A 19,948-nucleotide genomic window follows, 5' to 3' on the forward strand; every position below is an offset into this window, starting at 1 on the left:
TCGCGTCGACGCCCCCCACCCCGGTTCGCGCCTTCGGCGCGACTCGGCCCTCCCCGCCGCTTCGCGGGGGGAGGGTTCACGCGCGAGCCATCGAGGCCGTATGCGATAGCCCTGCCCCCTAGGGGGGCGGCCTGCCCCGGCCGCTGACCATGTCCGCCGAGCCTGTCGCCCCCGCCGCCCCCTCGCCGATGATGGCGCAATATCTGGAGATCAAGGCGGCCAATTCCGACTGCCTGCTGTTCTACCGGATGGGGGATTTCTACGAGCTGTTCTTCCAGGATGCCGAGGTCGCCTCGCGCGCGCTCGGGATCGTGCTGACGAAGCGCGGCAAGCATGCCGGTGAGGACATCCCGATGTGCGGGGTTCCGCTCGAGCGCGGCGAGGATGCCCTCGCGCGGCTGATCGCGGCCGGCCACCGCGTCGCCGTCTGCGAGCAGACCGAGGATCCGGCCGAGGCGAGGAAGCGGGGCGGGAAATCCGTCGTGCGGCGGGCGGTGGTGCGGCTCGTCACGCCCGGCACGCTGACGGAGGAGCGGCTGCTCGATCCGGGTCGGCCGAGCATCCTCGCCGCCGTCGCCCGGCGGCGGGAGGGCCGGGACTGGCGCTACGGCCTCGCGGGGCTCGACGTCTCCACGGGCCGCTTCACCGTCGTCGAGACCGACCGGGATGGCCTCGCGACGGAAATCGCCCGGTTCGATCCGCGCGAGATCGTCGTGCCGGACGCGATCCGCGAGGATCCCGACCTTCGGAATCTCTGGCGCGAAAGCGGGGCGGCGATCACGCCCGTCGCGCGCGAGGGGATCGACGCAGCCTCGGCCGAGCGGCGCCTGCGCGAGCATTTCGGAATCGGCACCCTCGACAGCTTCGGCAGCTTCGGCCGGGCCGAGATCACGGCGGCGGGTGCGGCCCTCGCCTATCTCGAACGCACGCAGTACGGCGCCCGGCCGCGTCTCTCGCCCCCCGCCCGCCAGGAGGCGGCCGGGCGGCTCCTGATCGACCCCGCGACACGCGCCAATCTGGAATTGCTGCGCACGACCTCGGGCGAGCGCACGGGCAGCCTCCTCGATGCCGTGGACCGCACGGTGACGGCGGCCGGCAGCCGGCTCCTCGCCGAGCGCCTGTCCGGCCCGCTCACCGATCCGGCGGCGATCGCGGACAGGCTCGATGCCGTCGCCCTGCTCGCCGAGAGATCCGACTTGCGCGAGGCGCTGATCGCCGATCTGAAGGCCGTGCCGGATTTCGCCCGCGCCCTCGGCCGCGTCGCGGTAGGGCGCGGCGGGCCTCGCGACCTTGCCTGCCTGCGCGACGGCCTCGCCGCGGCGGCAGCGATCGGCGAAATCCTGGGCTCCCTCTACGACCCGCCGACGGAGATCGAGGCGGCGCGGTGGGGCCTTGCCGGCCTCGACCCCGCTCCGGGCGCCCGGCTCGCGGCCGCCCTCGGCGAGACGCTGCCCTTGCGCACGCGCGACGGCGGCTTCATCCGCGATGGCTACGATCCCGCCCTCGACGAGGCGCGGGCGCTCGGGGGAGATACGCGCAAGGTCGTGGCGGGCCTCCAGACGCGCTATGCGGAGGCGACGGGCATCCGCACGCTGCGCATCAAGCACAACAACATGCTCGGCTATTTCGTGGAGGTGCCGGCCGCCGCGGGCGAGGCGCTCCTGCGCGAGCCGGGCTCCATGCTGATCCACCGCCAGACGATGGCCGGGGCGATGCGCTTCACCTCGACTGAACTCGGGGAACTGGAGGCCAGGATCGCCTCGGCGGGAGAGCGCGCGCTCGGCCTCGAACTCGATCATTTCGAGGCTCTGTCGAGCGAAATTCTCGCAGCGGCCGGGGCGATCGAGGCCGCTGCCGAGGCGCTCGCCCGGCTCGACGTCGCGGCGGGGCTCGCGGTGCTTGCGGCCGATCTCGGCTGGTCCCGCCCGCGCGTCGAGCACGGCCTCGCCTTCCGCATCGAGGGCGGCCGCCACCCGGTGGTCGAGGCCGCGCTGAAGCGGGAGGGCGCGGCTTTCGTGCCCAATGATTGCCGCCTCGGCGAGGAGGAGGGGCCCGGCCGCATCCTGCTCGTCACGGGGCCGAACATGGGCGGCAAGTCGACCTATCTGCGCCAGGCGGCGCTGATCGCGGTCCTCGCCCAGTCCGGCTCCTTCGTGCCTGCCCGCGCGGCCGAGATCGGCATCGTCGACCGCCTCTTCTCGCGCGTCGGCGCTGCCGACGACCTCGCCCGGGGCCGTTCGACCTTCATGGTCGAGATGGTCGAGACCGCGGCGATCCTGAACCAGGCGACGGCGCGCTCGCTGGTCATCCTCGACGAGATCGGCCGCGGCACCGCGACCTTCGACGGGCTCTCCATCGCCTGGGCGTCGATCGAGCACCTGCACGACGCGATCCGCTGCCGGGCGCTCTTCGCGACCCATTATCACGAATTGACGACGCTCGCCGACCGGCTGCCCCGCCTCGGCAACGCGACCTTGCGGGTGGCCGAATATGGCGGCGACGTCGTCTTCCTGCACGAGGTCGTGGCGGGAGCGGCGGATCGCTCCTACGGCCTCCAGGTGGCGCGGCTCGCGGGCCTGCCGAAGCCCGTCGTCGCGCGGGCCCGCAAGATCCTCGTCGAGCTGGAGCGCAGCGACCGAGAGCATCCGCGGACCGCGCTCATCGACGACCTGCCCCTTTTCGCGGCGGCGCGGCCGGCGGAACCCCCCGCCGAGCCCGACCCGGATCCGTGCCCCGATCCGCTCCGCGAGGCCCTCGCCGCCATCGACCCGGACAGCCTCGCGCCGCGCGCGGCGCTGGAGGCGCTCTACCGGCTGAAGGGACTGCAATAGGCGAAGCGCCGCCGCTCGGACGTGTCAGAACTCGACGTCCAGCTCCTCCATCTCGTCCGGCTCGGCCTTCGCGGCCTCGATCCATTCCTGGAGGAGCGCCCAGCCCATGATCGTCTCGCGATAATCCTCGCAGACGGGATCGAGCGTGACGGCATAGGTCGTGAACCGCGTCGCGACGGGGGCGTACATGGCGTCGGCCACCGTGGGCTGGTCGCCGTAGAGATAGGGCCCGCCATGGGCGCCGAGACAGGTGCGCCAGATCGAGGCGATGCGGTCGATATCCGCCTGGGCGCCGGCCCATGCCTTGAAGCCCGGATAATGCGCCTTGAGGTTCATCGGCAGGGCCGAGCGCAGATTGGCGAAGCCCGCATGCATCTCCCCCGAAATCGCGCGGCAATGCGCGCGCGCGGCGGGATCGGCCGGGAAGAGCCCGGCGCGCGGCCTGATCTCGCGCAGATATTCCGCGATGGCGAGCGTGTCCCAGATCTCGATCCCGTCATGGAAGAGCCTCGGCACGAGGAAGGAGGGGGAGAGCAGCAGAAGCTCGGCCCGGACGGAGGGATCGTCCCAGGGCAGCATCACTTCCTCGAACCTCAGGCCCGCCATTTTGCAGAGCAGCCAGCCCCGCAGCGCCCAGGCGGAATAATTCTTGCTGCTGATGGTGAGCGTCGTTTCCGCCATCGCTCGGACCTCTCCGTCTGTCGCTGCCGGCCGCCGACGCATCGCATCAACAGGAGCCGGCCGCTCGCGCCGGGGCGCGGATCGAATGACCAGGCATCGGGGATTGCAAATCCCGTGCAAGGCCGCCGCACCCGGCGCAAGCGAGACTTGCGGGGCGCAGCCATGATGTATCTCGCCTATCAGGGCCAGGACACCCTGATCGAGCCTTTTCGCACAATGGCGGCGGCGAGCCGTGCCGTGCTGGAGCGGATGCCGACGCCCTGGCGCGCCCTTCCGCAAAGCCGCGTCATGGCCGCTTCGCTGGGCATGGTCGAGCGCTTCCGCCTGACCCATGCGAGGCCGGATTTCCATCTCCCCTCCATCCGCGTCGGGAACTGCGAGGTTCCGGTTCGGGAGGAAGCGGTCCACGTCGCGCCCTTCGGCACGCTCCTGCGCCTTGCGAAGGAGAGCGAGGCGCCGCAGCCCCGCGTGCTCGTCGTCGCGCCGATGTCCGGCCATTTCGCGACGCTGCTGCGGGGGACGGTCGAGACGCTGCTGGCGGATCACGACGTCTACGTCACCGACTGGCACAATGGTCGCGACGTGCCTCTCGCGGCGGGGCGCTTCGGCTTCGACGAATATGTCGACTACATCGTCGATTTCCTGCGCGTGATGGGGCCGGGCGCCCATCTCGTGGCCGTCTGCCAGCCCTGCGTGCAGACGCTCGCCGCCGCCGCCCTGATGGCGGAGGATGACGACCCCGCCCAGCCGCTCTCCATGACCCTCATGGCGGGCCCCATCGACACGCGGCTCAACCCGACGCGGGTGAACGAACTCGCCACGGGCAAGCCCATCGAATGGTTCCGCGACAGGCTTATCGACACCGTGCCCGCCCCGCATCGCGGGCAGGGGCGGCGGGTCTATCCCGGCTTCGTCCAACTCCTCGCCTTCATGGCCATGAACATGCCCCGCCACATCCGGGCGCATCGGGACCTGTTCGAGCATCTGGTCCACGGGCGCGGGGAAGAGGCCGAGGCGATCAAGGCTTTCTACGATGAATATTTCGCCGTTCTCGATCTGCCGGACGACTTCTATCTCGAGACGGTGCAGTGGATTTTCCAGGAGCACCGTCTCGCGCGGGGCGTGCTCAGCCATCGCGGGCGCAAGGTGGATCCGGCCGCCATCCGCCGCACGGCGCTGCTGACGGTCGAGGGCGAGCGGGACGACATCTGCTCCATCGGGCAGACGCTTGCTGCCCAGGATTTGTGCAGAAGCCTGAAACCTTACCGCAAGCGCCACCACATGCAGGTGGGCGTCGGCCATTACGGCGTCTTCAGCGGGCGCAAATGGCAGGCGCAGGTCTATCCGCTGGTGAAAAACACCATCCTTGCCAGCGAATAGCAGGCGACCTCGGAAATCTCTCCGGCGCAAGGCGGCCCGTCAGAGGGCCGCTCTCTGCTTCTCGCGGCCGGCTCTTCCGACATGCGTCGGGCGGGCATGCCGCTCCGCTCCCGGAGATCGGGAGCGCGCCGGTTTTCAGCGGTATGCAATGGGAATATGCGCGGGTCGGAATCCGGTCAGGCGTCGTCTTCGTCGTCGTCGGGCGACGACAATTCGCGGACCACGAACACCACCGGCTGGGCGGTGCCGGAAATCGTGCCGGCAGCGACCAGATCGGCCGTGATCCGCTCGACGTGATCCATCAGCTTGCCGCTGCCCTTGAGGAGGTCCCGGACCTCGGACGAGGATTGCCGCTCGCCGATATCGACGATCACGACCTTGGCAGGGGCGGGGGCTGGCAGCGGCGCCGGGGCAGGCTTGGGAGACGCTTTCGGCTCGGACTCGGTGGTAGTAGCCATCTCAGGTTCCTTTGGCTTTGCTCTTGGCTTCGGCCGCCTTGCTCTTGCTGTCCTTCTTCGTGTCGGAGGCGGCGGCCTCGATGTCATCCTTGAGATCCCGAAGATCGGATTGCACGTTCTTCATGGCGTCGTCGAGTTCCTTGGAGCGCTTGTTGTTGCGCACCTCGTAATCCGCCTTGAGGAAGGCCCGCACCATGTTGACCGGAAGGTCGAGCCACCATGTCCGCTTGTCGAAATTCGCCGAATGCAGGTGCTCGCGATAGGTTTCCTGCGCGCGGATGACATCGGCCTTGAGGAAGCGCCGCATCGTCTCCTCGGTGAATTCCCACGAGGATTTGCGCTCGCCCCAGTGCCGACTTCGGAAGACCACCTTCGCGGTCCGCTCCTCGCCCCCCTCGATCACCGTCACGCTGCGCACGATCGGATCGATCGGAATGGTGGGAAAATCCTCCTGGTCGGCTTCGTACACGGTCTTGGCTTCGCGCGCCCGGCCGCTTCCCCGCACGACGGTGACGCGATTGACAAGCTTATCCATAGGCGTTCGCCCCGTGACAGAAAATGCAAAACCGCCGGCCGGCAATGGCGGCGGATCCGAGAGGGTACAAGGCGCCCGGCGCGCCGGGATGCGCGGGCGCAGTGCCGGTGCCCCGGGCAAGGCCCGTCGCGCCGAGCCCGCTTCCCGTCCCGTCCGTGGCTTGGCGAAGGCGCAAGGGCATTCACTCACGAAGTCCATGTGAAAGCTACAATATGAACGCCGGGCTCGGCAACCGTGTTCATGCCGGTCGATGCGCGGCACCGGCGAAACCGGATTCCTTCCGAAGTCCGAGCCGAGTTGCCCGGCTTGCCGAAGCCGCATGGAAAGCCTGAAAGTCAGCCGTTCCGACCGATGGGAGGAGGACGCAAGATGTCCCGGCCGTATTTCGACGAACCGATACGGGAGCGCCCGGCCTCCTCGCCGAGGCGCCGAAGCCGCGGGAGGGCGGCGCCGTGAAGCTGCGCGCCGTCCTTTTCGCTCCGGGGGATTCGGAGCGCAAATCCGCCAAGGCCCTGGCCGGCGACGCCGATGCCGTGGTGCTCGATCTCGAGGACGCCGTCGGCATCGCGAACAAGGACGCCGCGCGCGCCACCGTCGCCACCGTGCTGCGGGCCAGCACGCGGCCGGGCCTCGTGGTGCGGGTCAACGCGCGCGGCACCCCCTGGTATCTCGCCGATCTCGCGGCCGCCGTTCCGGGACGCCCGGAGGCGGTCATGCTGCCGAAATGCACGGGTCCCGACGACCTGCGCGCCCTGGACCACCACCTGGAGGCGCTCGAGGCGGCGGAGGGCCTTCCCATCGGCGGAATCGGGGTTCTGGCCCTGGTGACGGAAACCGCCGCCTCGATGCATGCGCTGGATTACCGCGGCGTCTCCGGGCGGCTGCGGGCGATGTGCTTCGGGTCGGAAGACCTTTCGTCGGATCTCGGCGTCGTCCCGCGGGACGGGGCGGGAGCCTATTCCGCCGCGATCATCCACGCGCGCGGGGCGATGCTCCTGGCCGCCGCCGCCGCCGACGTGCCCGCGCTCGACACGCCGTTCCCGGACCCGCGCGATCCCGCGGGCCTGGAGCGGGAGGCGCGATGCGCGGCGCGGGACGGGTTCGCGGGCAAGCTCTGCATCCACCCCGCCCAGGTCGAGGTGGTGAAGGCCGCCTTCACGCCTCCGCCCGACCGCGTGCGCTGGGCGGAGGCGGTGCGCGACGCCTTCGCGGCGAATCCGCAGGCCGGCGTGCTGGCCCTGGACGGCCGGATGGTGGAGCGGCTCCACCTGAGGCTCGCCGAGCGCATCCTGCGGGCGATCGCCTGAGGACGGCGGCCGCGGAATGCGCCGGGCAGGTGTTGCGCCCGTGCCCTATCGGCCGGGCGGGCCTCCGCCTACAAACGGAGGCGGGGACGATGGCGATGCGGGGTGCGGCGGGCCGGTATTCATGCAGGAGAAGGATGCGTCCCGCAGCCGGCGCCTGAAGGCGGCGCTGCGGGAGAATCTCAAGCGGCGCAAGGCCCAGGCGCGGGCCCGCGCGGACGGCCCGCGTCCGTCCGGGCCGGATTCGGAGGCCGCTCCCGCGGCGAAGGTCCCGGGCGGGCCGGCGGAACCCCAGGAGGAATGATGGACAGGATCAGGATCAGGGGAGGGCGGCCGCTCGAGGGACGCATTCCGATCTCGGGCGCCAAGAACGCGGCCCTGCCTCTCATGATCGCGAGCCTGCTCACGGGCGAGACGCTCGAGCTGCGCAACGTGCCGCGCCTCGCCGATGTCGGGCTCCTCCTGCGCATCCTCGGCAATCACGGCGTCGACCATGCCGTCACCGGAAAGCGGCCGGGCCAGACCTCCGAGACCGGCCAGACCATCCGCCTCAACGCCTCCTCCGTCATCGATACCTGCGCGCCCTACGAGCTGGTCTCGCGCATGCGGGCGAGCTTCTGGGTCATCGCTCCGCTCGTCGCCCGTTTCGGCGAGGCGCGGGTCTCCCTCCCCGGCGGCTGCGCCATCGGGACGCGCCCGGTGGATCTCCTGATCACCGCCCTGGAGCGCCTCGGCGTCGCGATCGAGATCGACGGCGGCTATGTCCAGGCGCGGGCGGCCAAGGGGCTCCGGGGGGGCGAGATCGTCTTTCCGAAGGTCACGGTCAGCGGCACCCATGTCGCGGTCATGGCCGCCTCCCTCGCCGAGGGGGAGACGGTGATCGAGAACGCCGCCCGCGAGCCCGAGATCGTCGATCTCGCCGATTGCCTCAACAAGATGGGCGCGCGCGTCAGCGGCGCTGGCACCTCCCGCATCCTGGTCCAGGGCGTCTCGCGCCTGCACGGGGCGACCCATTCCGTGATGCCCGACAGGATCGAGACCGGCACCTATGCCATGGCCGTCGCGATGACGGGCGGCGACGTCCTGCTGGAGGAGACGCGGCCCGAATATCTCCAGGCCGCCCTCGACGTGCTGGGCGAGGTCGGCGTCGACATCCAGAGCACGAACGAGGGCATCCGTGTGCGCCGCGACGGCGCGAGGCTGCGCTCCGTCGACGTCACGACCGATCCCTTCCCCGGTTTCCCGACCGATCTCCAGGCCCAGTTCATGGCCCTGATGACGCGGGCCGAGGGCACCTCGCGCATTCGCGAGACCATCTTCGAGAACCGCTTCATGCATGTGCAGGAGCTGGCCCGGTTCGGCGCCCATATCCGGCTCGACGGCGACTCGGCGATCGTCGAGGGCGTGGAGGCGCTGAAGGGGGCTCCGGTCATGGCGACCGACCTGCGCGCCTCCGTCTCGCTCGTCATTGCCGGGCTCGCGGCCGAGGGCGAGACCGAGATCCATCGCGTCTATCACCTCGACCGGGGCTTCGAGGCGCTCGAGGCGAAGCTCGCGCGCTGCGGCGCCGAGATCGAGCGCTTGCGAGCGGCCTGACCGGGCGGCTCGACGATCGGAGAGCTTGCGCGGCGCCGCGAGGCGGCACATGGTGACGGCGTCATGCCGAGCTTCGTCATCCTGGTCCTTCTTGTCGCCCTCGGGGCGATCGGCGTCGGCATCCTCCTGACGGCTGTCGGCATTTACCGGCGCCTCGGCGAATTGATCGCCACCATTGCCGACCTGCGCGGCATCGTCGCCGTCAGCCAGGCCGAGATCGGCCAGGCGGCAGACGGGATCGGGCGGGTCCATGACGACCTCGCCCGCCTCGTGAGGGACGCCAACAAGGGCGCCGAGATCGTGCGCGCGGTGACGCGCCTGCCCACCCGCTGAGACGGATCCGGCCGGGAGCGATCGGTCGCCTCGTCATTCCGGGTCGCCCGGCGGCGAATGCCGGGCACCCCCTTGTCACCCCCGGCCGAAGCGAAGCGGAGGGGAAGGGGATCCAGGAGGGCTCGCTGGCGACTCTGGATCTCCTTCCCGGCCCTTCGGGCCGCCGGGGATGACAAGGGAGCTTCGAGCGCCTCGTATCCCTCAGCCGAGATGATGACGGAGAGACAGCTTTCCGCCGGCTGTGACGAAGAAATGAAAGAGATGCAGCCGAGGCATTCGGCCGGAAGAGGGATGACGGCTGTGAATATGCCTGAAATCCACTGTGTCCCTGAAAGCACATCTCCAACAGCATCGATGTAGCTGCGGACGCCATCCCTTCCGTTCATACAGGGAGAAATGGCCGTAAAGCCTTCTGCGGTTCACCCTCCCATGCGCTCAGAGCAACTGACAGGCGAAGGCGCGCCTTGTTTTGGCCGCCTCGATTTCAGACAGGGCAGGTCCCTGAAACAATCAAGGCGAGTTGCTTTGAATATCTCTCGTGGAATTGTAGCGTCTCTCGCGTTCATCTGTGCTTCTTCCGGCGTCGCTCATGCCGATGTCGATCCCCTCTTCCCCCAATTCAGTTCGGTCCACGCGCGGCATGCGTCCTTGCAGGCGCGGCCTGCGTCGCAGGCGGGCGGACATTCCGCCGGGGCGGGCCTCGCCACCTGGTACGGGCCCGGCTTCCACGGCCGCAAGACGGCGAGCGGGGAGCGCTTCAACACCCGTGATCTCACCGCCGCGCACCGCACGCTTCCCTTCGGCACCCGCGTCCGCGTCGAGGCGGCGAATGGCCGCTCGGTCGTGGTGCGGATCAACGATCGCGGCCCCTTCCGGCGCGGCGCCGTCATCGACCTCTCGCGCGCTTCCGCCGACGCCATCGGCATGGGCGGGACGATGCGCGTCAGCCTCGTCGTGCTGGGCCGAAACTGAGCTTTTGCCTTAACCAGTACGGTCCTTGTAGGCTTCGGCTTCCAGCCACGCGCTCATGCGCGGCAGGAGGTCGGGGCCGGTGGCGAGGCCCTCGCGCCAGTCCGGGGCGTCGGGCCTCAGGATCGCCATCCAGCCCTCGCCGAACGCATCCCGGTTGAGAAGGATCGGCCTTTCAGCAAGGCGCTCGTTATAGCCGACGAGCGTCCCGTCGAAGGCCGCGCGGGCGGCCCCGACCCACTTGCCGCATTCCACCATCGCGAACCATTTGTCGCGCCAGAACGGCTTGCCGACGCGCTTCGGCGTGAAGACGAGGGCATCGCCGGCGAGGGCCATGGAGAGCGGCGTGAAGCCGGCCCGCACGGTGCCGTCGCCGAGCGGCAGGTACCAGACCTGGTTCGGGATGTCGTAGAGGCGGTCCTCCGGGAAGTCGTGATCGCCGATGCGTACCATGGCGCTCAATAGGTCAGGACGCGGACGTCGTCGTCCATGATCGCCTGGATCATGGCGACCGCACCCATGAGGCCGTCGCATTCGGCGATGAGGTCCTCCGTCCCGGTCCCCGAAAGGCCGAGATTGGCCGGGCAGGCCCAGAGCCGCACCCCCTGCTCGCGCGCCTCCCGGATCCAGTCGAGCACCGTCTTCGGGTCGCCGGGATCGATCCGAATTGCCTCGGCGACGCCCTTCCGCATGAGCTTGCCCGCCGCGGCCGTGCAGACGAGGTCGACCTCGTAATCCATCGCGGCTGCGACGGCCGCATGATAGAACGGCGCGCCCAGCTCCTCCGGGTTGCCCGGGTCGGTGTTCATCAGCACGACGAGAAGCCGCCGGCTCATGCCGCCCGGCTCCAGGCATTTTCGAAGACATAGTCGTCGCGCCCGATCTCGTGGGCGAGAATGTCCTCGGCGCGGGCGCATTCGGCCGGGGAGGGGAGGCCGGCTTCGGGTTTCAACCCGAAGCCGGCGGCGAGGCAACGAGCGAGGTGCCCCGGAACGACGGGGGCGAAGCTGCGGAGGTCTCCCACGCGGTGGCGCGGATCGGCTGTGGGCTTTCCTCCCTCGGTGCGACGGCGCAGGAGGGCCAGCGGCGCGGTGCGCGAGAGGTCCTCGACCAGCGTCGCCTGGTGCAGGGCCGCGCGTCGGCCGAGGCGGCCGGCGGAGCCCGAGACCTTGGCGTCCGCGATCTCGATGCTCCCCGTCGTCGCGAGCCGCGCCGGAAAGCCGAGACCGACGAGTGCCATGGCGAGTGCCTCGGCGGCGCGCCGGCCGAACTCCGCGCCGGGCCGCTCGAGCACGAGGTCGAAGGCGAGCACGCCGGGTCCCATTACGACCGCGCCCCCGCCGGTGACGCGCCGCGCGATCTCGATGCCGGCGGCGCGGCAGGCATCGAGGTCGAGTTCGGCCGCAACATCCTGGTTGCGCCCGATCACGCAGGAGAGCGGATAGCGGTGAAGACGGAGCGTCGCGGGGGCCTCCCCCGCATCGGCGCCCGCCAGCAGCGCCGCGCTCATGGCGACGTTCCAGCGGGCCGGGCGCAGGCCCGTATCGAGGACGCGCAGGCTCATTGCCTCGTCATCTCCTCGATCTTCAGCCGCCGCCCGAAGGCATCGAAGAAATGTCCCTCGTTGAGGACGAGGCGATCGTCGTCGAGGCGGTTTTCCAGTTCACGCAGGCGGATGCGGGCGGCCGGATTGTCGAGCGGGCGGCCGAACGCGTCCCGGCTCGGGAAGAAGGCGACGCCGTCCCAGGGCTGCCCCGCCCCGGCGAGCATGGCCAGGATGTCGCTCCATTCGACCTCCGTGCCGATCACGTTGACATAGGTCGAGCAGACCGGCGTCACGGTCGTCTCGCCGATCTCGACAAGCACGATGAGCGCCGTGAAGGAGCCGCCTTCGGCATATTCCTGCGCCAGCCAGCGCCCGAATCCGGGCTCAGAAATCGACAAGCGGCGTCTCCGGGATGACGTTCTCGAACAGGATCCAGAAGGCCGAGCCCCTGGCCTGACGATACCAGTCCTCGAAGGCGGCGAGGGCGGTAGCCGGGTCGGTCCGCTCCTCCGCGGCCTCGGCCGGAGGGACGGAAATCGCCCGGAACATCGCGGCGCAGACCGGCGCGAAATGCGCGAGGATTTCCGTGCGAGCCTCGCTGTCGGACGACCAGCCGAGCCGCGTCCGCAGGATCGCGAGGCCATGGGCCGAGGCCGCCGGCTCATCCTGCGTGCCGTCGATCGCCTCGGCGAGGGCGCGGACGAGATTGGCGCGGCGGAAGGCGAAGGCGCGGGCCTCGGCAAGCTCGGCGACGCGGCGGGCGAAATCGCGCCGATAGGCATCCTCGGCCGAGGCGGCTGCATCAGCCGCCGCGCCGAGATCGGTGAGCCAGGGAGAGAGGCCGCTCATGCGGGGCTCTTCTCGGGCGCGGGGCCTGGCGAAGGAGAGTGGGAGTCGAACCCACCAGAGACCGGCTCGCGGCCCCTCCCGGATTTGAAGTCCGGACGCCCCACCGGGGACGCTTCTCCTCCAGACGGCGCGCCGTCCTCGGCCGCGACGGGGCGGAACAGGTCCAGCCGGTGCGGATTGACGCGCCTCAGGTCGCCCCGGCGCAAGGTGACGCCGTGGCGGTCGAGGAATTCCAGGATCTGGATCGCCACCTTGCGCCCGTTCTCCACCCGGTCGCGGAACTGCGCGGCCGTGAACTCGCCCTTGGCATTCTCTTCGCCCAGCCGCGAGACGATGTCGACCATTTCGGCGACGGCCTCGCGCAGGAAGAAATGGTCATGCGCCACCTCGTCGAGCCGTCCGAGGCGGCCGAGCGTCTTGAGGAGGGCGCGGACATCCGGCTCGCTCTCGTCCGTGATCCCGGCGATGTCGCGCACGCGGGGTGGGCGGAAGCGTTCGGCGCCGCCCAGCAGGTCCAGGATGCGAGGCGCGCGCTCCTTGTCCCGCGCGGAAAGCTGGACGACGTGGCCCGGCAGGCGGATCCAAGCGCCCTCGATCGCGAGCGTCCCGGCCTTGGCCAGAACCTGGAGCAGCACGCGGAAGGCGGGAGCGGGAAGGCGCGGCTCCATGGCGAGGCGCAGCCGCTCGATGCCGAGGCCCATGAGGTCGGGATTGGCCGCGTGGAACTCCTCGAGGCGGAAGGCGAGGCTCCGCTCCATCCGCTCGACCGTCTGCGGCAGGAGCGCGATCCTGGTCTCGCCGACCGGCAGTTCGGTCAGGTCGAGCGCCCGGGCCAGCGCCTCCACCTTCTGCGGCGCGAGGGCGCGGTCGCGGCCGAAGGCGGCGAGGTCGAGATGGAAGGGAGCGATGTCGAGCAGGCCGGCCAGCGCGTCCGCCGGGTTCTCAAGCCCCGCCGCGGCGAGTTGGGCCATCCGCTCGTGCGTCCGGCGCCTGCGCTGCGGCGCGCGCAGGTCGAGGAGGTGGCCACCGCCGATCGTGCGCCGGGCGGAGGTGTCGCGCAGCACGAAGCGGTCGCCGATTGCAGCCGCGATCGGCGTTTCGAGGACGAGTTGCGCGAGACCCGTCTCGCCGGGCGCCAGCGCCGCCTCCGAGAGGGGCACGAGCCGGGCCGCGACCTCCGCCGCCGCATGGTGCAGGCGCACCGGCATCCAGGCCCCGAGCGGCTTCGGCTCCGTGCCGAGGAGGCGAAGCTCGACATCGATCCTCGTCGCCGGCGCGTGGAGGCGCGGATCGCAGACGACGTCGCCTCGGTGCGCCGCCTCGCGCCCCATGCCGTCGCCCGCGAGGTTCAGCGCGCAGCGATCTCCCGCCGCCGTTTCCTCGGCCGCCTCGTTCTGGGCATGGATGGCGCGGATGCGGGCGGGCGTGCCGGCGGGCGAGACGGCCACCCGGTCGCCGACCCGCGCGCGTCCCGACAGGACCGTGCCGGTCACGACCGTGCCGGCGCCCGTCAGCGTGAAGCAGCGGTCCACGGCGAGGCGGAAGAGCCCGTCGCCGGCCCGCGCTGCGTGACAGCGGGCCTCTGCGAACAGCATCTCGCGCAGGAACTCGATGCCCTCGCCGGTCCGCGAGGAGGCCGGCAGGATCTCGGCCGAGGCGAGGCGCGTGCCGGCGAGGAGGGCGCGCGTCTCCGCTTCCGCTTCGGCGAGGCGCTGTGGCTCGACGAGGTCGGCCTTCGTCAGGACGACGAGGCCGTCCCGGATGCCGAGCAGGTCGAGGATGGCGAGATGCTCGCGCGTCTGCGGCATGGGCCCGTCATCGGCCGCGACGGCGAGGAGCGCGAAATCGATGCCGCTCGCGCCGGCCACCATGGTGTGGACGAAACGCTCGTGCCCCGGCACGTCGACGAAGCCGAGCCGCCCGCCGCCCGGGACCGGCAGGTAGGCGAAGCCGAGATCGATTGAGATGCCGCGCGCCTTCTCCTCCTTCAGGCGGTCGGTCTCGACGCCGGTCAGGGCGCGGACCAGCGACGTCTTGCCGTGGTCGATATGCCCGGCCGTGCCGATGATCATGCCGCCGCCTCGCGCGCGGCGCGGGCCTGGGCCTCGTCGTCGAGGGTGGCGCGGGCAGCCGGGAGGAAGGGCGCGCAGAGAGTGCTGCCGCCCGCCTGCGCCCGCAGCAGCCAGGTGAGTCCCTGCTCGGGATCGCGGGCGACGCCTTGCCCGAGGACGAGGGCCGCTCCCAGCATCGCCGCGCCGTCGGCGTCGCCGGCCTCCGCGCCTCGGCGCCACCAGCTTGCCGCCTCGGCCGGGTCGCGCGGCACGCCGAGGGCGTTGTGGTGCAGCATGCCGAGGCGCGTCATTGCCGAGGCGATGCCGGCGGCGGCGGCCTTGCGCGCCCAGATCGCCGCCTCGGCCGGATCGGGCGCGATCTCCTCGCCTTCGAGTAGCATCCAGCTCAGCATGTCCTGGGAGGGCGCGTCCCCTTGTGCGGCGGCGGCGCGGTAGAGGGAGAGGGCGCGATGGAAATCGGGCTCGACGCCCTCGCCCTTGAACAGGAGCGCGGCAAGGTTGCGCCGGCCGACCGGGTCCCCCGCCTCGGCGGCGAGACTCAGCCATTTCATCGCCACGACACCGTTCTTCTCGACGCCGAGTCCCTCGGCGAAACAGGCCCCGATGTTATTTTGGGCGCGGGCATGGCCGGCGCGGGCAAGGGGATGCCACAGGGCGAGAGCCGAATCGTAGTCGCCGGCCTCGGCCCTGTCCCGCGCGAGGGCGAGATCGGCTTCAGGGCTGCGCTCGGGCCCGGCCCGGAAGAGGCGACCGAGCCAGCTCACGGCGCGTCCAGGGCGGAGAGGTTGGCGGCGAAGCCGGCCTCATCCTCCAGGCAGCGGCAATCGAGCCGGAAGGCACCGTCCTCTATCCGCCCGATCACCGGGAGGGGAAGGGCACGGAAGGCGGCGGCGAGCGCTTCCAGGGTGCCTCCGCCAACCCTCCCCCCGCTTGCGGTGGGGAGGGCGGACTCGCGCGAAGCGCGAGCCGGGTGGGGGGGCTCTCCGCCCGCTTCCCGGCCGGGCGCTCGCGTCGGCGCCCCCCACCCCGGTTCGCCCCTTCGGGGCGACTCGGCCCTCCCCGCCGCTCCGCGGGGAGAGGGTGGGAGCGGCGTGATCTTCAATGCGTGACTCGGCAGCGTCGCGAGGGGGAGGGCGCCGGAGCCGATCTGGCTCGCGCAGGGCACGACCTCCACCTCGAAGAGCGGGCCGAGCGCCGCGCGAAGCGGCTCGGCCATGCGCTCGGCGACGGCGGCGATCTCGGCGGTGGCGCGCGCGAGGTGGCGGAGCGTCGGCAGGCTCCCGGCCAGCGTTTCCGGGTTGCGGTAGAGGCGGAGCGTCGCCTCGATCGCCGCGAGCCTGATCTTGTCGACCCGCATGGCGCGCTTCATCGGGTTCCTGTTGATCCGCGCGACGAGGTCGCGGCGGCCGACGACGAAGCCGGCCTGCGGGCCGCCCAGCAGCTTGTCGCCGGAGAAGGTGACGAGGTCGGCGCCTTCCGCCACCGCCTCGCGGACGGTCGGCTCATGCGCGAGGCCGAAGGAGCGCAGGTCGGCCAGGGTGCCCGAGCCGAGATCGTGGACGAGCGGCACGCTCCGCTCGCGGGCGAGAGCGGCGAGGGCGGGCGTGCCGACCGAGGCCGTGAAGCCCTGGATCAGGAAATTCGACGTATGCACCTTGAGCAGGAGTGCGGTATCCGGGCCGGCTGCGCCCTCGTAGTCGCGCAGATGCGTCCGGTTGGTGGTCCCGATCTCGACGAGCCGCGTGCCCGAGCGCTCCATGATGTCGGGCAGGCGGAAGGCGCCGCCGATCTCGATCAGCTCCCCGCGCGAGACGACCGTCTCGCGCCCCCGCGCCAGCGTGTTCAGCACGATCATGAGCGCGGCGGCGTTGTTGTTGACGAGCGTCGCATCCTCGGCGCCGGTCAGTTCGCACAGAAGTCCCCGCACCAGCGCGTCGCGCTCGCCGCGCCGGCCCGTCGCGAGGTCGAATTCGAGCGCGACGGCCTCGCGCATCGCGCGCGTCGCCGCCTCGACCGCCGCCTCGGCCAGGATGGCGCGGCCGAGATTCGTATGCAGCACCGTGCCGGTCAGGTTGAAGACCGCGCGCGCCTTGGGCCGCGCCTCGGCGGCGAGCGCCGAGAGAAGCGCCGCGCCGAGCCCGGCGAGGGCCGGCGCCTCGCCGCCCGCGCGAAGCCGCGCCCGCGCCTCCCCGAGCGCCGCGCGGGCGGCGGCGAGGGCCGCCGGCCGGCCATGGGCGGCGATCGCGGTGCGGCCGGCCTCCGAGGTCAGCACCTCGTCGACCGAGGGCAGGAGCCGGAGCGAGGTCAATATCCCATGAGGAACGGGTTGCGGCCGCTGCGGCGCAAGCCTTCCTCCCCCAGCAGCATGTCGAGGGCGAGCGTCGCGACATCGTCCGCCACCGGATCGAGAGCGGGATGCTTCGCCTGCTGGAGCACCTTGGCGAAGGTCCGGCAGCGCGAGCAGCATTCGGCCTTCACCGCCCCCGCGCTGCCGTCCAGCTCCTGGTAGGAGATGCCCTCGGTCGAGCCGCAGGCGGTGCAGCGGATGCGCACGTAGTTCCACAGGGTCCCGCACAGGGAGCAGGAGCAGAACCGCGCCCCGTGCGCGCCCTCCCAGCCGACGATCACCGAGGAGGTCGGCGGGCTTCCGCAGGCCGGGCAGATGCCGTCCCCGACCGGGACCAGCGCCGCGGCGTCGAGCCGGCTCGCGGCGCGCGCGGCATAGACCTGGAGGGCCGCCGCCGCGAAGACATGGGCCGCCGCGTCATGGGCCGGGATGGCGTCGGCCGTGACGTTGTCGGCCATCCAGGCCAGCATCTCGTCGTCGGTCTGCACGAGGCGGCCGAGAGCGGCACGGGCATCCGGCGGCATCTCGGTCTCGGCGGCGGCGCGGAAGAAGCGGCGCAGGGTCTCGCGGCAGGCCGGATCGGCGGAGAAGCGCGAGCGGGGGAGCGCCGGCATCCCGTATTCGCGCGAGCGGCCCAGGGCGTCGGGCGGGGGCAGGGCGGGGTCGGGAAGCCCGTCCTGGATCTCGGCCTGCACCTCGGCCATCCGGCCGAGAAAGGACAGATAGGGCCCCAGCGGATGATGCGGGGCGACGGCGGCGAAACGCGCGGCGCGGCGCCGGAACAGGTCGGGCGAGGGGGTCCGCGCGAAGGGCGGAGCGACGACCTCGCCGATGGGGACCGCATCGGGCCCGGAACCGCCGAGCTGAGCCATCATCACCTCACGAACCGGTCGGGAAGGCCGCTCGGGCTCGTCCAGCCGCAACCCGGCCCAGCCACCGGGATCAGAGGTCAATCGCGGCCCCTTGTCCAGGCGGGCCGGGCTCATACCTTCGGCCCGCTCCTTTCGCCTGAGGGCTTACGCCGCGGGGGCGGCCGGCGGAGGGCGCTTGCGGCCGCGGACGAGGTCGCGCAGCCATTTGCGATGATGGCGCCAAGCCCAGCCGCCGGTCACGTAGCCGCGGGTCATCGCCTGGATCGTGCCCTGCACCCAGATCGCCGCATAGGCGTGGACGATCCAGACGGTGATCATGAAGATGGCGAGGATCGCATGGGCGAGCACCGCCACGCGCTTCTGCGGGATCGTGGTCCAGGTGTAGAAATACTGGTCCCAGATCGCGATGCCGGTGAGGAACAGGCCGGGGACGAGCAGGGAGAAGGCCCAGAAGACCAGCTTCTGCCCGGCATTGTACTTGCCGACCTCGGGCAGCTTCTCCTCGTGGCCGCTGAGCACGTCGCGCACCCTCGACAGCCAGATCCAGTCGGTCTTCTCCGGCACGTTGGCCCAGGCGAAGCGCAGGAACATGAGCAGCCAGGCGACGATGAGCACGCAGCCGATGATCGGATGCAGCGCGCGCAGCGTCGGGCCGCCGCCGAAGAAGGTGGCGAGCCAGTAAAGGCTCGGATGGAACAGCGCGAGGCCGGACAGCGCCAGCAGCACGAAGCTGACGGCGAGCGTCCAGTGGTTGACCCGGGTCAGGGCCGAATAGCGCCTGACCGTCACTTGCGGATGCACCTCGGGTTCGACGCGCCGGATGGGGTCGCTCATGTCGACTTGCCTCCCGTCAGCCGGGCGGCCGCCTCCTCGTCCTCTTCGGTGACCTTGTTGGGTCCCGCGACGAGATGGTGAACGAGGCCGAAAGCGGCCGTGAGCCCCATGATGGCGAAGCCCGCATATTTGGCGACGCCCTTCCACGCCTCGACGAGCGGGCTGATGCGCGGATCGTCCGGCAGCCCGGCATAGAGCGAGGGCTGGTCGGCATGGTGCAGCACGTACATGACATGCGTGCCCCCGACGCCCGGCGGGTCGTAGAGGCCCGCCTTGTCGAAGCCGCGGGATTTCAGGTCCTTGATGCGCCCTTGCGCATGCTGCTTCATCTCGGCCTTGGTGCCGAAGACGATCGCCTTGGTCGGGCACGCCTTGGCGCAGGCCGGTCCCTGGCCGACCGCGACGCGGTCGGAGCAGAGCGAGCATTTGTACGCCTTGTGGGTGACGTTCGAGATGCGCGGGATGTTGAAGGGACAGCCCTTCACGCAATAGCCGCAGCCGATGCATTTCTCATGGTCGAAATCGACGATTCCGTTCGTGTACTGGACGATGGCGCCGGGGGAGGGACAGGCTTTCAGGCAGCCCGGATCGGCGCAATGCATGCAGCCGTCCTTGCGGATCAGCCATTCCAGGTTGTCGGTCTGCGGGTTCACCCATTCGGTGAACTTCATCAGCGTCCAGGTATTCGGCGAGAGGTCGGCCGGATTCTGGTGGCTGCCCGTATTGTATCCGATCTCTTCCCGCAGGTTGTTCCATTCCAGGCAGGCCGACTGGCACGCCTTGCAGCCGATGCATTTGGAGACGTCGATGAGCTTCGACACCTCCTCGAGCCGCCGGCCGGGCGCGGGGATCGAGGAGGCCGAGCGCCGCAGCAGGTCCTGCTCGCCGAAGGCCGGCGGGGTCGGCGCGGTGGGTGGGTTCACGGTGATGGTCATGGTGCCCGCCCTCCCTATGCCGCCGGCCCGGCGACGGCCTCGATATCGACCAGGAACGCCTTGAATTCCGGCGTCTCGCTATTCGCGTCGCCCACATAGGGCGTGAGCGAATTGGGCCCCCACCCTTTTCTGGCGGCGCCGATGAAGCCCCAATGGAGGGGAATGCCGACGACGTGGACGGGCTTGCCGTCGCAGATCAGGGGCCTGATCCGCTTGGTGACGACGGCCTTGGCCTTGACGGAGCCCCGCTTCGACCAGATCCGCACCCAGCCGCCGGGCTTGATGCCTTTCTCCTTCGCCAGCTCCTCCGAGATCTCCACGAAGAATTCGGGCTGGAGCACCGAATTCACATGGTTGTTCTTGGTCCAGTAGTGGAAATGCTCGGTCAGGCGGTAGGAGGTCGCCG

The 19,948-nt window shown here is 70.7% G+C and carries 21 protein-coding genes, 1 tRNA gene and 1 pseudogene; 7 read left to right on the forward strand and 16 right to left on the reverse strand.

The annotated features are described in order from the left end of the window. The first annotated feature begins 149 nt into the window (after window positions 1-149). Complete coding sequence (gene mutS, locus PKD06_RS13345) at window positions 150-2,831, forward strand: DNA mismatch repair protein MutS (RefSeq protein WP_324380823.1); 2,682 nt, start codon at window positions 150-152, stop codon at window positions 2,829-2,831. A 24-nt stretch (window positions 2,832-2,855) separates the two neighbouring features. On the opposite strand, the gene PKD06_RS13350 is transcribed toward mutS, so the two are convergent. Beyond that, window positions 2,856-3,512 (reverse strand): glutathione S-transferase family protein, encoded by a 657-nt coding sequence (locus tag PKD06_RS13350; protein ID WP_324380825.1) that lies wholly within the window; start codon window positions 3,510-3,512, stop codon window positions 2,856-2,858. Between the two features lie 162 nt (window positions 3,513-3,674). On the opposite strand from PKD06_RS13350, the gene phaZ reads away from it, so the two are divergent. Beyond that, window positions 3,675-4,892 (forward strand): polyhydroxyalkanoate depolymerase, encoded by a 1,218-nt coding sequence (gene phaZ / locus PKD06_RS13355; protein WP_324380827.1) that lies wholly within the window; start codon window positions 3,675-3,677, stop codon window positions 4,890-4,892. A gap of 176 nt (window positions 4,893-5,068) precedes the next feature. Here the strand turns inward: phaZ and PKD06_RS13360 are convergent, their stop codons facing one another. After that, entirely contained in the window at window positions 5,069-5,350 is a 282-nt protein-coding gene (locus tag PKD06_RS13360) for a hypothetical protein (RefSeq protein ID WP_324380829.1), read from the reverse strand. A 1-nt stretch (window position 5,351) separates the two neighbouring features. Next, window positions 5,352-6,146, reverse strand: coding sequence for a hypothetical protein (locus PKD06_RS13365; protein WP_324380831.1), 795 nt, complete (start codon window positions 6,144-6,146; stop codon window positions 5,352-5,354). 191 nt (window positions 6,147-6,337) lie between these two features. Here PKD06_RS13365 and PKD06_RS13370 point away from each other — a divergent pair, with 191 nt between their 5' ends. The 5 genes from PKD06_RS13370 (at window position 6,338) to PKD06_RS13390 (ending at window position 10,090) form a co-directional block, all read left to right on the forward strand. Further along, window positions 6,338-7,192, forward strand: a complete 855-nt coding sequence (locus tag PKD06_RS13370) for a CoA ester lyase (protein WP_324380832.1) — start codon at window positions 6,338-6,340, stop codon at window positions 7,190-7,192. A 121-nt stretch (window positions 7,193-7,313) separates the two neighbouring features. After that, a complete protein-coding gene (locus tag PKD06_RS13375; protein WP_324380834.1) occupies window positions 7,314-7,493 on the forward strand; it encodes a hypothetical protein in 180 nt (59 codons plus the stop codon). After that, window positions 7,493-8,785: a UDP-N-acetylglucosamine 1-carboxyvinyltransferase gene (gene murA, locus PKD06_RS13380; protein ID WP_324380857.1), complete on the forward strand. Its 1,293-nt coding sequence runs from the start codon at window positions 7,493-7,495 to the stop codon at window positions 8,783-8,785. Before PKD06_RS13375 ends, murA begins: the two co-directional genes overlap by 1 nt. A gap of 63 nt (window positions 8,786-8,848) precedes the next feature. Further along, window positions 8,849-9,118 (forward strand): hypothetical protein, encoded by a 270-nt coding sequence (locus PKD06_RS13385; protein WP_324380836.1) that lies wholly within the window; start codon window positions 8,849-8,851, stop codon window positions 9,116-9,118. A 648-nt stretch (window positions 9,119-9,766) separates the two neighbouring features. Further along, window positions 9,767-10,090: a septal ring lytic transglycosylase RlpA family protein gene (locus PKD06_RS13390; RefSeq protein WP_324380838.1), complete on the forward strand. Its 324-nt coding sequence runs from the start codon at window positions 9,767-9,769 to the stop codon at window positions 10,088-10,090. 9 nt (window positions 10,091-10,099) lie between these two features. On the opposite strand, the gene PKD06_RS13395 is transcribed toward PKD06_RS13390, so the two are convergent. The 13 genes and pseudogenes from PKD06_RS13395 to PKD06_RS13455 form a co-directional block, all read right to left on the reverse strand. Continuing rightward, entirely contained in the window at window positions 10,100-10,540 is a 441-nt protein-coding gene (locus tag PKD06_RS13395) for a hypothetical protein (protein WP_324380840.1), read from the reverse strand. A gap of 5 nt (window positions 10,541-10,545) precedes the next feature. Then, a complete protein-coding gene (locus PKD06_RS13400; protein ID WP_324380841.1) occupies window positions 10,546-10,923 on the reverse strand; it encodes a DsrE family protein in 378 nt (125 codons plus the stop codon). Next, window positions 10,920-11,651 carry a hypothetical protein gene (locus tag PKD06_RS13405; protein WP_324380843.1) on the reverse strand — a complete coding sequence of 244 codons (732 nt, stop codon included), beginning with the start codon at window positions 11,649-11,651 and terminating at the stop codon, window positions 10,920-10,922. The genes PKD06_RS13400 and PKD06_RS13405 overlap by 4 nt, the downstream gene beginning before the upstream one ends. Then, the gene (locus PKD06_RS13410; RefSeq protein ID WP_324380845.1) at window positions 11,648-12,031 is read right to left on the reverse strand and encodes a hypothetical protein; all 384 of its coding nucleotides are present in this window, start codon (window positions 12,029-12,031) and stop codon (window positions 11,648-11,650) included. The genes PKD06_RS13405 and PKD06_RS13410 overlap by 4 nt, the downstream gene beginning before the upstream one ends. Continuing rightward, window positions 12,018-12,482, reverse strand: coding sequence for a hypothetical protein (locus PKD06_RS13415; RefSeq protein WP_324380846.1), 465 nt, complete (start codon window positions 12,480-12,482; stop codon window positions 12,018-12,020). The genes PKD06_RS13410 and PKD06_RS13415 overlap by 14 nt, the downstream gene beginning before the upstream one ends. 26 nt (window positions 12,483-12,508) lie before the next feature. Next, window positions 12,509-12,604, reverse strand: a tRNA-Sec gene (locus tag PKD06_RS13420). 120 nt (window positions 12,605-12,724) lie between these two features. Then, a pseudogene (selB, locus tag PKD06_RS13425) lies at window positions 12,725-14,554 on the reverse strand (selenocysteine-specific translation elongation factor); the annotation flags it as partial. Continuing rightward, window positions 14,551-15,318 carry a tetratricopeptide repeat protein gene (locus tag PKD06_RS13430; protein ID WP_324380847.1) on the reverse strand — a complete coding sequence of 256 codons (768 nt, stop codon included), beginning with the start codon at window positions 15,316-15,318 and terminating at the stop codon, window positions 14,551-14,553. The gene PKD06_RS13430 and the pseudogene selB, both read right to left, overlap by 4 nt. Next, a complete protein-coding gene (gene selA, locus PKD06_RS13435; protein WP_324380859.1) occupies window positions 15,315-16,865 on the reverse strand; it encodes an L-seryl-tRNA(Sec) selenium transferase in 1,551 nt (516 codons plus the stop codon). Before selA ends, PKD06_RS13430 begins: the two co-directional genes overlap by 4 nt. Then, entirely contained in the window at window positions 16,859-17,854 is a 996-nt protein-coding gene (gene fdhE, locus PKD06_RS13440; RefSeq protein WP_324380849.1) for a formate dehydrogenase accessory protein FdhE, read from the reverse strand. The genes selA and fdhE overlap by 7 nt, the downstream gene beginning before the upstream one ends. Before the next feature lie 63 nt (window positions 17,855-17,917). Continuing rightward, entirely contained in the window at window positions 17,918-18,607 is a 690-nt protein-coding gene (locus PKD06_RS13445; protein ID WP_324380851.1) for a formate dehydrogenase subunit gamma, read from the reverse strand. Next, the gene (gene fdxH / locus PKD06_RS13450; protein WP_324380853.1) at window positions 18,604-19,542 is read right to left on the reverse strand and encodes a formate dehydrogenase subunit beta; all 939 of its coding nucleotides are present in this window, start codon (window positions 19,540-19,542) and stop codon (window positions 18,604-18,606) included. The genes PKD06_RS13445 and fdxH overlap by 4 nt, the downstream gene beginning before the upstream one ends. Before the next feature lie 14 nt (window positions 19,543-19,556). Next, window positions 19,557-19,948: molybdopterin dinucleotide binding domain-containing protein (locus PKD06_RS13455; RefSeq protein ID WP_324380855.1), on the reverse strand; the 392-nt coding region annotated here is incomplete at its 5' end.

Source organism: Enterovirga sp. (assembly GCF_035325185.1).
Lineage (GTDB): Bacteria > Pseudomonadota > Alphaproteobacteria > Rhizobiales > Beijerinckiaceae > Enterovirga.